Origin of the sequence: Klebsiella pneumoniae, from assembly GCF_000742135.1 — a bacterium.
Lineage (GTDB): Bacteria > Pseudomonadota > Gammaproteobacteria > Enterobacterales > Enterobacteriaceae > Klebsiella > Klebsiella pneumoniae.
Genome location: NZ_KN046818.1, coordinates 49473 through 62655, shown reverse-complemented (window position 1 = coordinate 62655; position 13183 = coordinate 49473). Strand labels below are relative to the sequence as shown.

At 48.6% G+C, this 13183-nt stretch carries 10 protein-coding genes; 5 read left to right on the top strand and 5 right to left on the bottom strand.

Features of this window, described 5'->3' with window-relative positions:
- Positions 1-45 precede the first annotated feature (45 nt).
- The 4 genes from DR88_RS24535 (at position 46) to DR88_RS24550 (ending at position 5313) form a co-directional block, all read left to right on the top strand.
- Positions 46-1875 (top strand): restriction endonuclease subunit S, encoded by a 1830-nt coding sequence (locus tag DR88_RS24535; protein ID WP_004146819.1) that lies wholly within the window; start codon positions 46-48, stop codon positions 1873-1875.
- A gap of 1 nt (position 1876) precedes the next feature.
- The gene (locus tag DR88_RS24540) at positions 1877-3625 is read left to right on the top strand and encodes an AAA family ATPase (protein WP_004146820.1); all 1749 of its coding nucleotides are present in this window, start codon (positions 1877-1879) and stop codon (positions 3623-3625) included.
- Positions 3622-4479 carry an HNH endonuclease family protein gene (locus tag DR88_RS24545; RefSeq protein ID WP_025862136.1) on the top strand — a complete coding sequence of 286 codons (858 nt, stop codon included), beginning with the start codon at positions 3622-3624 and terminating at the stop codon, positions 4477-4479. Before DR88_RS24540 ends, DR88_RS24545 begins: the two co-directional genes overlap by 4 nt.
- A 225-nt stretch (positions 4480-4704) precedes the next feature.
- A complete protein-coding gene (locus DR88_RS24550) occupies positions 4705-5313 on the top strand; it encodes a DUF1062 domain-containing protein (protein WP_025862135.1) in 609 nt (202 codons plus the stop codon).
- A 218-nt stretch (positions 5314-5531) separates the two neighbouring features.
- On the opposite strand, the gene DR88_RS24555 is transcribed toward DR88_RS24550, so the two are convergent.
- Entirely contained in the window at positions 5532-5741 is a 210-nt protein-coding gene (locus tag DR88_RS24555) for a helix-turn-helix transcriptional regulator (RefSeq protein ID WP_021571980.1), read from the bottom strand.
- A 107-nt stretch (positions 5742-5848) separates the two neighbouring features.
- A complete protein-coding gene (locus DR88_RS24560) occupies positions 5849-6427 on the bottom strand; it encodes a YagK/YfjJ domain-containing protein (protein WP_025862134.1) in 579 nt (192 codons plus the stop codon).
- A 404-nt stretch (positions 6428-6831) separates the two neighbouring features.
- Here DR88_RS24560 and DR88_RS24565 point away from each other — a divergent pair, with 404 nt between their 5' ends.
- On the top strand, positions 6832-7749 hold the full coding sequence (locus DR88_RS24565; RefSeq protein WP_025862133.1) for a hypothetical protein: 918 nt from the start codon (positions 6832-6834) through the stop codon (positions 7747-7749).
- A gap of 361 nt (positions 7750-8110) precedes the next feature.
- Here DR88_RS24565 and DR88_RS27255 read toward each other — a convergent pair whose 3' ends face one another.
- The 3 genes from DR88_RS27255 to DR88_RS24575 form a co-directional block, all read right to left on the bottom strand.
- Positions 8111-8587 (bottom strand): DUF6650 family protein, encoded by a 477-nt coding sequence (locus tag DR88_RS27255; protein WP_050511136.1) that lies wholly within the window; start codon positions 8585-8587, stop codon positions 8111-8113.
- A gap of 572 nt (positions 8588-9159) precedes the next feature.
- The gene (locus DR88_RS24570) at positions 9160-10977 is read right to left on the bottom strand and encodes an ATP-dependent helicase (protein WP_001757884.1); all 1818 of its coding nucleotides are present in this window, start codon (positions 10975-10977) and stop codon (positions 9160-9162) included.
- Entirely contained in the window at positions 10964-12748 is a 1785-nt protein-coding gene (locus tag DR88_RS24575) for an ATP-dependent nuclease (RefSeq protein WP_001757885.1), read from the bottom strand. Before DR88_RS24575 ends, DR88_RS24570 begins: the two co-directional genes overlap by 14 nt.
- Positions 12749-13183: the final 435 nt, after the last annotated feature.

The following is a 13183-nucleotide window of genomic DNA, read 5'->3' as shown; positions in this document are numbered from 1 at the left end:
TTTAAAGGACTACTATGTCCCCCATCCAATGAGACAAGTGCCTCCTTGCTCGATGAGATCGAACGTCAACGGCTGGATTTCAACGGCGAGACTCGCAAACAACGCCTGACCAGGCAGGGCAATACAACGGCAAACTCTGTCGCTCCATATGAAATTCCAAAACATTGGAGTTGGGTAAGCCTGAGCACCGTTGGCCACACTTGGGGTCAAAAGAAACCGTTGAACTCATTCAATTATATTGATGTTTCTTCAATTGATAACAAGACCGGAGTAGTTAGTCATAGCTCGCAGGTAATAAGCGCAAGTGCAGCACCGAGCAGAGCGAGGAAGGTCGTAAAAAAAGGGACGCTGATCTACTCAACCGTCCGGCCTTATCTATTAAATATTGCAATTATAGATCGCGATTTCGAATTTGAGCCGATTGCAAGTACTGCGTTTGCAATCATTCATCCATGGGAAGGTATTTTAGGTCGCTATCTGTATTTTTATCTGCGTAGTCCGATTTTTGTGATGTATGTTGAGAGCGTTCAAACTGGAATGGCTTATCCGGCGATAAGTGATGAAAAATTCTATTCTGGTGTTGTTCCACTACCACCGACGGAGGAGCAATCCCGTATCGTCGCCAAAGTCGATGAGCTGATGGCTTTGTGTGACAAGCTTGATGAGCAGTTGCAATCTCGTCGGACACTTCAAAACGCCCTGCGCCAATCAACTATGCAAGCTATCGCCAGTGCCACCAGCCCACAAGAACTGCAAATCAACTGGACGCACTTGGCCGATAATTTTGGTAAGCTGTTCCATGCGCCGGAGGATGTTTCCGACCTCAGAAAACTGGCTTCAGAACTTGCTATTCGCGGTGTACTTGATACTAACCACCAGCCAGCCGATACATCATCAGTTGATGTCTATTTGGCAGAACTAGGTAGAAAGAAGTCAGGTAAACGATTCGCAAAATCTGTTCAGCCGGACGAAGCGTTTTCACTACCAAACGGATGGCGCTGGGTTCTTTTAGAAGATTTGTTATCTGGCTCAGAATCAGGTTGGAGCCCTAAATGCGAAGCAGAACCTCGTCGTGAAGGTGAATGGGGGGTACTTAAAGTTAGTGCCGTAACATGGGGAGCCTTCGATCCGAACGAAAACAAACGTCTTCCACTTTCGCTTGAAGCTAGGCCTGAGTGTGCAGTAAAGCCTGGCGACTTCATGCTATCTCGCGCAAACACTGCCGAATTAGTTGCCCGCAGTGTTATCGCGCCTGAGGACTGCCCAGAAAAACTATTAATGAGCGACAAAATTGTCCGTCTGAATTTCCTAGACGATGCTTTAAAACCATGGGTGAATTTGGTTAACAACTCGGTTTTTTCTCGTGTGTACTATAAAGAACGAGCAACTGGAACTAGTGACTCGATGCGCAACGTATCACGACAAGTCATCCATGAGTTACCGATACCGCTTCCTTCTCTGAAAGAGCAGGAGCGTATTTTGCTCGCATTAAATCGTTTGCTTCACCATTGCGACTCATTAGAAAAACAAGCGGCTTCTCGCATGGAACTGAGTACTCAACTTGCAGCAAGTACCATCTCGGTCTTTGCCGGCCTCACCATCGAACAACAAGAGGAACCCATGAAAGCCCCTCAAACTGAGCTGATCGCCCCGCTACGTTTGGGGGCAGCACCCGACATCAAAGCCCAAGCTCCACTGGCCACCATTCTTGCCCGCCACCACGGCGAAATGAGCGCCAAGGATTTGTGGCAGCGCTTCGGAGGTGAGATTGATGCCTTCTACACGCAGTTGAAAACAGAAGTAGCGCACGGCTGGATTCTTGAGCCCACGCCAGCAGAGGTGCGAGAAAAACCAGCCAAAGCGGAGACCGCCTGATATGCAACTACGGCGTATCTTTATCCCAACTTTTCGCAATCTTCGCGATCTTGACATCACTTTCGCGACGCACTTGCAGCCAATGGCAAGTACAACCGAGGCTCCTCCCAAACTCATCCGTAGCCACGCCCTGATTGGTCAGAACGGCACTGGCAAGTCCAACCTGATCGAGGCACTGATCACCATCTTTCGTGATGTGGATCTGGACCGCGATGCAGCTTTTGATTACATGCTGGAATATAGCATTCGTGGTCGTGGGGTACGCATTGAGGCTGATACTTCCAAGCAAAAACGCCCCTATGTGTGGGTGGACGGTAAAGCTGAATCACAAGGCTATTTGCTGAAAAACCGTGAGCTGCTGCCTGCGCATATTTTTGCTTATTACTCGGGCCGTAACGAGCGTATCGAAGCCCTGTTTCAAGAGCACCAGCGCCGCTTTAACCAGCGCCAGGAAATCACTACAGATGAAGTGCTGTCTGAGCAACTGCTGGAGAACTATACAGGCTCCGAGTCAGATATTCGCGCCGTCGAAGAAGCCAAACGCCGTCACGATTCGCGGCTGAAACAAGCTGGAGACGATCGCTTGCGACGCCTTTTTTATTGTCGCGGTGGCCATAGTCAACTGGTGTTGCTGGCTTGCCTGCTGTCTGACGATCCGGTATTTAGGAAGGTGCTAAAGAACCTGCATATTGAGTCGCTGGAGTCAGCACTTTTTGTGCTGAAAGAACCATACCGTCTGCGTGAAAAGCGCCGTCGAGGCAAATTTGACCAGCAGGAACTGAACGAGGGCGACCCGCGCTTTTGGTATGCACGCGGCAATGTGGTGAGCGAATTCCTTGATAAATTGTGGCAAGTGGCTTGGGCTCCGATTGAGCAAGAGGCGACCAAACAGATCGATTTCCGTGGCCGTACCGAAAAACAGAAGCAGCTGTACCTGTTCGTGCCAAATCAGGAAAAACTGAAACAACTTGGCGAACTGATCGGCAGTACCGACAGCTTCTTCCGCTATGCCGAGGGGGCTTACATTGGTGATCTGATAGACGAAGTGCGCATCACGGTGAAGAAGCGTGATGAACACGGCGGCAAGGTAAGCTTCACACATCTATCAGAAGGTGAGCTGCAAATGCTCACTGTGTTGGGCCTGATGCGCATCACCCGTGAAGACCAGTGCCTGTTCCTGCTTGATGAACCTGATACCCACCTGAACCCGATCTGGAAATTGCGCTACTTCGACGATATAGAAGGTGTGCTGAGTTCCGATGATGCAACGATGGTACAAAGCGAGTCGCAAATAATCATTACCACTCATGACCCTATGATGGTGGGCAGCTTGAAGCGCGAGCAAGTATATATCCTACGCCGTGATGGTAACCGTACGTTGGTCGATATCCCGGATGAGCATCCGCAAGGGATGGGTGTCACAGGGCTACTTAAGAGCGAATTGTTTGGTTTATCATCTACGTTGGATATCGAAACCGAGCGACGCCTATTCCGGCGCAATGAACTGTTCGTCCTGTCACCTCGCTCCCCCGAAGAGAATGAGGAACTGAGCCGCTTGTCAGCCGAGTTGGCTGACCTTGGCTTTTCGACCGCAGACTTCCGTGACCCCGACTACGCAATGTTTGTGCGCAAGATGGCGCAACACCGCCGTTTCCGCAAACCTGTGCTCACACTCGAGGAACAGGCCGAACAGGACGCCATTGCCGATTCGATCATTGATGAGATTTTACGAGAGGAGGACGGCGAGTGATTTTCATCGATCTTGAAAATAAGCTCCCTACTGATGCAGACCTTCCTGCTGATATCCGCTGGTCACGAGCCGATTGGGATGCTTGGTTGAAAGAGTCTGACCGTCTTGTAGGTGAACTTGCCAAGCTCGTTGCTGCGGGAGCAATTAAAGAGCGGAATGATTTGATCGACAAACACAGCAGCCATTGGGGAAAACTGAAACCTTGGTTACTGGCGTTATCTGGGGGGAAATGCTGGTTTTCAGAGGTACGCGAGCTGTACTCACATTACGATGTGGAGCATTTTCGGCCCAAGAAAGAAGCGAAGGCGTTGGATACAAACCTGCGTGATGGTTACTGGTGGCTAGCATTTGACTACATGAATTTCCGCGTATGCGGCAATGTCGGCAACCGTAAAAAAGGTGGGTGGTTTCCACTCAAGGAAGGCTCACTTTGTTCTACCTACCTCGAACCTTGTGAGGAATCCGAAACGCCTTATCTACTCGATCCAATTGATGACGATGACGTTGCGCTTATCGCCTTCGACGAAGAAGGGAAGGTCATCCCTATGCCAGGTTCCTCTGCTTGGGAGCAGGAGCGAGTCAATGAGACGGTAAAGCGACTCAAACTCAATGAACATCCCCCCTTGGCAGAAGCTCGTCGCAAAGTCTGGCAGCAAGTGGATAGGCTAATCGATGATTTTACAACAGCCAAAGCTCGCTGCAGAACAGGCAATAATCCAGTAGCCAAAGCGAAGTTGGCCGAAGTTCGAGCTAGAGTGCGCGAAATGACTAGCACAACAGCTGAATTATCAGCTGTAGCTCGTTGGTGTTTGCTGATGCGCAACGATCCCCAGCTTTCTAGGTTGGTTGGGTGAGACTATAGGGCAGATTTGTCTACGGGCTCGGGGGCACTCCACTCATTTACCTAAAAAGCGCCATTTTGATAGTCTCGACTTATCTCGTTGAACATCTACAGGATTGTAACGTTGGAAATCTTTTTTTAACTCACTGAAAAATATCTCTTAAATATTTTTCATACATAAAAATTCATGGTCCGTTCAGTACGGATCCGATTTTGTATGGGTTAAAAAAGGTACGTTATGAAAGTTACATGGACTGTCACGCCTGTGGGGTATCAGCGCATCGCGAAACGCTGTCCTTCATGCAACATTAAACGGGACTTCACACCGTCAGGTGCATTTCGGGTTAATTCGCAAAAGAAGGTGCTGGACGTGTGGAGTATCTATAAATGCACACACTGTGATTACACCTGGAATATCTCCCTGTTTTCTCGTCTGCACGTCAGCAAAATTGACCGCCAGCTTTTTCATCGGCTAATGACAAACGATGCCGCCACGGTACAGCACTTTGCAAGTGATATTGCGACGCTGAAGCGGAACAACGCAGAGCTATCTGGTCAGCCTGATTTTCACGTTCAGGAGCGCTGGCCGGTAAGCATCACCGCCCACCAGCGGGTTCGCGTTAGTGTCAGGATCTCCCGTTCATTTCAGGTAAGTCTGCTGTCGATTTTGAAGCAACAGCTCATGCTGAGCGCTGGTGAAATTCTGAGAGGGTTGGAGTCAGGGCAGATCAGCGGCGTTACGATGAAGATGCTTAAATCGAGAAAGCTAAAGGCAGCGGAATATGAATTCCAGCTGTCTGCGGAAACGTTATATGCCAGGCGCAGGATTGTTCTGACACATCGTTAAAAACATGAAGCTCCCCTGAGGTAATAAACGCCCGTGTGGTAGCGGTTCAACATAATGCCAAATAGGCCGGGGATAGGGGAGCTTCAGTTTTTCAGATTCAGAATGGAGAACTTTAGTGAATGGGGTGATAAACGATATCGCTTGAATTGAGCCGAGTCTGAATGGTGCTTTAAGGATTGGGGTATCGGCAAAGGCGTAGCTTAATTGAATGGGTTGTATCATTGGCCGCGCGAATCCGTAATGCGCTGCTGTAACCATAATTCGACTTCGCTTTGCTTCCAGCGGGAACTGCGGCCCAGCTTAATTGGTCTCGGAAACAGACCATCTTTTATCAGCTTGTAAAACCACTTATCTGTCAGCCCCGTTAGCTTCGTGATGAACCGCATATCCACCAGTTGGTCATCGAGTAAAGAAATATGTTCTGTCATGATGCTGTCTTCCATTGTGGGATTATCCTAAGCTGGCGGTTGATTGCTCGTTACCACCAGCCCTTCCACATCAATGGATTGATACGTAAAAAAGTGCAGAATGTGCGTTACACCGTGCGAGGACGCCCCAGTCCGCTGGGCGGCGGTACTTCACTGGCTCCGTAGTGATAGTGACCGTGCTTTTGCTCTTCTTTGGCGAGATAGCTGATGATGTAGCGCAGGTTATGAATGGCTTCGGTATCATCGTAGTTCACTGGCCTATCAATACTGACTTCATAAGTGGACTTGTATTCGCAGCGGTTGTAATAGCCTTCTCGTTGCGTTATTTCCCGCCATATTGTTCCAACTCTCTCAGCTATTGGGTAGGTAGCCTGGTTAAGGTGCCTGTCGAGATAGAACACGATATGGGCATGACAGCCGTGGTCTACAGAGTTCTCGAGTACCCAGAAATACCCTGCCAGATTTGTGTGCTGCAGGGTGCGTTCAACCAGCATACGTACTTCTCGTTCGGTTTCGTTCCATGAATACTGTTTATAGCGCTCTGTACCTTTCTGATAGAACAGGTCGAGTCTGAGTGCCTGTATTCGGGAGTATCGGTTCAGTAGCTGATTCAGGTGGTCATTGAGTAGAGACAGTAGAAACCAGTTCATCGTGTATCTGGGGTTAAATGGGTAAGGTGTATGCATTGATTTATCCTTTGTCAGGTGGAGTACAAAGGATTGGGATGGGATGTAATTTTTAAGAGAAGCAGAGATACAGGGAACTGTGTATCCAGGGGATGACAGGCAGGGTTGCTTGTTGGGGAAGGGGCTATGAACAGAGTGGTATAGAAACAGGGAGTGCCCCTTAATTATACTAAAAACCCAAATGTTCATATCTGCTGTTGAACGATTTTAATGAGGTGAACATAGGAGATTCGTAGAGAAAAAACACAGGAATAATGAGGTAAAATGTCAGAGTATTATCACAATAAAATCAGTAGGATACCAGTAAAAAATCAGTCATCCCTCAGCCTGTGACCCGTGTCCCTCTACCTAAAAGATGCTCATGCTAATCTGTGTTCAGGAGCCAGAATTAGAGGGAAGAGACGATGTTGCATTACGATATGATCCGCTACGAGATAATGTATCTAAAAATGCTTGGTGCGCTTTCCAACACTGATTACTCCTTACAGTGGAGTACTTATGATTCGCCGGATCAGTTTCGACGTTTAATCTCTGAGATCCTTGAACGGCATTTCCTGGGCGATCAGGACAGGATCAAAGTTGGCCGGAAAACTCTTAAAGAATGGGCTGAGCTGCTACTGATTGATAAAGATTATTTTGATTGTTTCAAAGGTACACCAAGAGCATTGTGGTTTGCTCACCATTATATTTTTGAATACCCAGTATTACCTGCAGGGTTGAAACTTGGTGGGTTGGGGAATGACGTCGGTTGTTCAGGTGGTTTTAATTCTCTTTTAATGAACGATAATATCTTCACAAATCTTGATTTCTCTAATTTGAATATCGACCTGGACGATATAGATTGGGACCTGATAACAAATCCACAGGCCACTGCTTCGAAAAAAACGAAACGCGTTTTCTCCCGATTTTATCTGAACGCGGGAGCAAGTACCGATCTGTACAACCCCACTCCGGTAACTGAGCGTGAACTCATCAATGGTGTGATGAGGTACATTGATGAAGCACCATGCTCACTTGGAGATAAGATCACTTATTTCAAAAAACTGCATGAGCGCTGGCTTGAGCAATATGATTTTTTTCTAACAGATTTTGACTGGATGTCACGTGATGATGAAACTCAGTTAGTATATCTCTGGGACTATCTCAAAGGAAAGGGACGAATAGCGAGCTATCTTCGCCCTTATAATACGTCTATGCGTTATGACATGATTATTGCGGCTATGGATGTGTGGAACGCCCAACCTGAAGAGAAGCTGGAGTTTATTGAGAAGATGAAACATGCCTGGCAGGCAGCGAAATCTTACCGGAAATCTGCTAAATAGCGTTGTGATCGCAGTGATGCCTTGGTCTGATTTCTCAATGTAGTCATGAATCTGAGTCGACCCAGGGTCCTCTAACTATCTTTTCCTTGTCCCGTTAGGTACAAGCACATACTGTTAAAGATTAATATGGCGGGGTATGGACGTCGGAGCTGTGCCTACCTTTTAGATCGTTTGCTTCTGACTCGAAGCTTACAAGCTAGCTGATCTGAAGGTCACTGTGAGCGAGGAGCGGACACCACGACTCACCAATAACTTGCTGCCCGCTTACGACCCAAAACCACCTATTGTATGTTAATTAATCTAGCAAACAAATGTTTAGCTTTTTATCCGGCGAATGAAGCAAGAGAAATTGAACCCATTGCTAAGTATTACTGGGATTATTAAAAGGGATAATACTGGCCAATCCGTCATCTACATCAAGACCATAGGCAACTGCTATTTCTGCCACAGAGGTACCACACTTTTTTCGCAGTTTAAAAAGCGCTCGCTCAAGCATAGATACTTGCACAGGATGATCAAATCGGATGAACTGAGGGGAGCCAATACTGTCACCGAATTCTTGGCATGCCTTTCTCATTTTCCTTAATTGATTTGCTAAATATGAATCGCTCGGTAAACCTTGTAGGATTTTAGTCAATTCAGATCTAATGCTGATAACACTCTGAATGCAATGACTAGTATCCTCCATATCGACAGGATTGAAAAGAACTCGCTTGTCCTCAAGAAAAATGACAATCTTCTTCGCTTCGTCAGCTTCTATTATTGGAGCATTCCACTGAATCCCGAATATAGGGCAGCTAAGGCCTGTAATATTTTTATAGATTCGTTCAAATTTCAAAACTCACTCCTTTGATGGACACATAACGCCTATACAGTCATGATGAGAAACGGACTCGGTTCGAGTAATCTGTTAGATAGCATCACTCGTAACTACTGTAAAAATAGTTGCTATCATGCTTATTGTCACTATAAATATTGCTTAATGTCAGTCAGTTAAGAACGATTATTATCCCCCACAATATAAAATGTGTGTGGGGGCTATTTTTTCCAAGAGGTAGGCTTCATCAAAGATAAACTACATGAGAACAACGCTTTAACTTGCTCAAATGGATTGTGTTACAACAGTCTTGGTAACGTTTGCTATTGGCACATAGCGGGTCTTCAACCCAGTTAGCTCGCCCATTCTGTGCAAGTAGTGGACAATGAATGAAAAGATATCGGGTCGGATTAACCTTGCGAAGGCCATCTAAGTCTGTGACGAACATTTCTTCAAGCATCTGAGGCCCTCAGCTCGCACCTAGAATTTTAATTTTGATGCATTTTGCCTTAGCTTGAGCATTGGAATGTGGCCTGATAACCGGTGTTTTTTTTACTGGCCGTCCACAGACTCGATGACGCATTTATTCCCGACTACCTTAAACCTGCCCCTCTCATTCGCTCCTCCAGTTCATCCAGAAATGGGGAACGCCCTAGACGCATAGGGCCGTAGCGACCATCAACAAAACCGGAATACAGCATATGCACCTCGTCCCGTGCGCGGGTCAGCCCCACATAGAAAAGACGTCGGCTTTCACGCAGCTTCTCTGGCGTCTCATTACGCCACGGCAAATTCCCCAGATCTAAGCCGACCATGATAACCACGTCATATTCGCAACCTTTGGCTGAGTGAAGTGTCAGCAAATTGAGGTGCTCAGGTGAACCGTCACGACCACCTAGGCTCGTGATATCCAACATCGCTAACGCACCGCCTTCGGCAAGTGCTGCAGTCATGCGATCTAGTTGCTCAGCCTGATCAGAAAGCGTTGGTTCAGTTGCCAGCAGGGAATCAACGAGACCGTTGCGCAACGACGCGACAAAATCGGATGCAGAATGTTGGTCGGCACGAAGTGCCCAAAGTAGCCTGGTTAACTCCTGCCCCTTACTCCGGGCGCATGCATCATCCAGCCTTGCCCGATGAAATGCCAGATAACGGTCTATAAGTCCGCGCAGTTGAGGGCGCCCGATACGCCAACCGCCAGCACACCATGCTGCGCAATCCTCCACCCAGCTCGTCAAGGCAACTTTACGATAAGGTGCTGCGGTATCCACACGAATGTAATCAAAACCGCTAGCTGTCACCGCATCGGCCACAACATCGCCGGCACGGTAGTCCTTGTACAGAATGGCGATATCACCAAGTGTTCGGCCCGGCTTAGCAGCCAACGCAGCAGGAATAATCTGCTCGACAGCATAGACAGCCTGATCCCCCAAGCCATCCGGACACAGCTGGAACGCAATGGTTGTCTGGCGGTTTGGGTCGTTTGCGCGATAACCACGAACCTCACCCAACACCATCTCCGATGCATTCACGATGTCCGCTCCTGATCTATAGTTCAACTGGAGTCGGACTGTTTCAACGTCTCTCCTGCCTGCCAGTTCTAGTAGTAACGCACCATCGGCACCAGTGAAACCGTAAATAGATTGGTCTGCATCACCCACTGCAAATAAGCGTACGCCTCCCTCGAAAGCCAGACGTTTGACCATACGATGGAGTGCCACGCCCAAATCTTGATATTCATCTACCGCAAGGATCGGAAATTTCGCCTGTACTAGGGGCAGAACCCAATCATGCTCAATTATCAGACGCTGACCAAATATCACCATATCGTCGTAGTCTATTAGCCCTTGCTGCCGCAATGCAGCTTCGTAGGCCTCGGCCCATGCAGCGAGTTCCTCCTCTGTACGCCAGGCAACGCTGTTGCGATTCAACACCGAACGGCGATGCCGTCCGAGATCAATAGCCTTATAGGGATGGTTTGCGCCAAAGAGACGGTCACCAGATTGTCGAAGTAACCGTTCGCTCTCGCGCTGAGACGCTACTGACAGCGGAAATGGGATTGGCAGATCGGCCAGTCGCCCATAGGGCATCAACAGATGGCGCAAGCAGAACCCATGAACGGTTCCAATAAAGAGATTCGGTGCCTCTCTAAGCCCCAGCGCTTCGAGACGACGGGTTAGCTCGCGTGCGCATTCTTGGCTATATGTGATACATGCCGCACCACGTGGAGCTTGAACATCCTCAGCTAGGATTCGTGCCAGCTTCAGCACAAGCGTCTTTGTCTTACCACTCCCCGGCCCCGCGAGCACCACGCAGTGTCCCTGGGAGTGATACGCGGATAACTGGCCCGGATTCCCGGCCAGCTCGGCAGCCTGAGCTAAGTAGGCTGCACTGACACTACGTGACGGCATCGCAGATATACTCCAGTGCTTCACGAATGTAATCCGGGCATACATCCTCCGACACCGAGGGTGCCAGCGCTTGGGCGAACCGCCCTTTGCCAATTCGCTCAATCAGTTTCAACAACCGGACATTATCAAGCTGGTCCGTGTCATCCACCCACGCCTGTATCCTGTTCAGAGTAGCTCGTCTAGGAGACAATTCCTGCTCGATAACCAACTTCATGGCTTCGCCCAGTCCACCGGTAAACAGCTCTGGCTCCAGAGTGGTCTCATTGACGAAGCATCCAAAATCTCCGGCACGTGCAATCACCTCCTCGGTAGTCATATCATCATGATCAACATCGCTCTCAAGCACGTCTAAGATATTGATAAATCTCTTACGAACCAGCGGCTCTCCATCCTCCTCAGGATCGCGGTCTGTCAGAATCACATGTGGAATATTGAGTCCCCGCGGCCCTAGGAGCTTCACATACGGAGTGAAATTTGTTCCACCGATCGAGCACACCGTGATCCCAAGCATATCTAGGGGAATATTAAGAGCATCAGCGAATGCTGGGACAAGAAAGCGTTCAGCATCCCCTTCCACCAAGATCACCCCACGTGAAAAGAATATTTCGCCGCGAGTGACATCGATATAGCGCTGCAGATCATCTTCGTCCCGCGGCGTAAACGGTGCGTTTGCCGTTGAAACCGCAATCGTCTTCCCTCCCTCCGGATCATGGCGCAGCAAAACGATGGATCTGATTGGTGTGACGCTGGCGATATGCGGGGAATGGGTGGTCAGGATCGTTGTCAACGGTGTTCCTTCATCACCATTGTCTCCGTCAGTCCCTAGGAAATAACGGTAAACCAGGCGCTGTACGTGCGGATGTAGGTGCGCTTCCGGCTCCTCGACTACGAAAAACGTATGGTCTCGTTCTCCGTCATTAACAAGACGATCAAGTTCGAGGCTTTTTAGGGCAAGAAAAATCAGATTAGCAGTCCCCAGACTGGCATCGCCAATGCCACGAATGCCACTATCAAGCAGCAAACGCAGGCTACGTAGCAGCGCATCAACGCGAGTCGGTGCAAGTCCGAGCGATACCGGAACGGCATGTTGCTCACCTGCGATAGCTATCAACCTTTCGCTAATTCGTTCGGCTGTCGCTGCCACCTCATCATGATCAGCCAGTTCCCGCTGAGCCTCATCAACTTGGGTTTGAATCTCCTCACGAGTCTCGTCGTCCAGAGATGCGGACAGTTCTTCAATAAGCGGTCTTAAGGGTGAATTACGCCAGCTTGAAAGGTCCTTCTCGGCATCACGCAACGCGCCTTGAACATCAATGGGCAACATACGGCGAAAGGCACCACCAATATGCATGTCAGGATCAGCTCCACCGAAGATCACATACTCATAATCTTTTAACGATTCAGGAGCTCGATTTAACGCGGTTTTGGGCTGAAAGCGGTAGGTAAGACGGGCCACCATCGGAGGCCCCGGATTTAGGACACAGTCATTCAGATGAGCCATCAATCGGGGATCGTCAGTGAACTCAGTAAGATCCACTGAAATTTCGATGGTCTCCCCCAGTTTGTCTTCGCCCAATCCATCCCAAAAATGTTCAAAACCCAGTTGACGGTCACGCTCAGACAACCCTGGGTCAAGAATCAGCTGCAGGCCGCGAATAAAATTGCTCTTGCCAACCTTGTTTTCACCAACAATAACAATACTCTCACCCGTTTCAACATCAACATCGGAGAAGTTGGCGAAATTAATTAACCGGATTCGGGAAATCCGCATTACTGCCTCCCTATCTTTTTAATTATCTTCCCAAAATAAGAGTAGAACTCAAACCACAAGAGACTGCCTGGCACGACCAAATTTGCTGAGGGATACGGTTGCGATCAGAACGGTACTTGGTCATTGCACATTTTTTACTGTTCAAATCTATGCGTCCAACGAAGGTAACAACCTATCGTAACAGAGAGCTAAAACATGCCTATGATCCATCTCACATAGTGGCTGTTTGTCGTCACAGTCTTACAATGCACTCTGTGCAATGCATTACTCCCATTGGCCGACCAGACCGATGAACTGGCACGGCGGTGTGCTTCACACACTCTAGCGATACGGCACAATATCAACAGACACTGACTGGCCTCGTCAAAGTAGTACAGTACAGACTTAGCACCGTCTGACTTTGGCGCTAAGCGGAGATCTTTCAGTCTTGGACTG

Bases quoted from the DNA above. Each gene is read 5' to 3' on its own strand.
- DR88_RS24555 (WP_021571980.1), bottom strand. From the start codon at position 5,741: ATGACAGAACATATTTCTTTACTCGATGACCAACTGGTGGATATGCGG.
- DR88_RS24565 (WP_025862133.1), top strand. From the start codon at position 6,832: ATGTTGCATTACGATATGATCCGCTACGAGATAATGTATCTAAAAATG.
- DR88_RS24570 (WP_001757884.1), bottom strand. From the start codon at position 10,977: ATGCCGTCACGTAGTGTCAGTGCAGCCTACTTAGCTCAGGCTGCCGAG.
- DR88_RS24560 (WP_025862134.1), bottom strand. From the start codon at position 6,427: ATGCATACACCTTACCCATTTAACCCCAGATACACGATGAACTGGTTT.
- DR88_RS24540 (WP_004146820.1), top strand. From the start codon at position 1,877: ATGCAACTACGGCGTATCTTTATCCCAACTTTTCGCAATCTTCGCGAT.
- DR88_RS24575 (WP_001757885.1), bottom strand. From the start codon at position 12,748: ATGCGGATTTCCCGAATCCGGTTAATTAATTTCGCCAACTTCTCCGAT.
- DR88_RS24550 (WP_025862135.1), top strand. From the start codon at position 4,705: ATGAAAGTTACATGGACTGTCACGCCTGTGGGGTATCAGCGCATCGCG.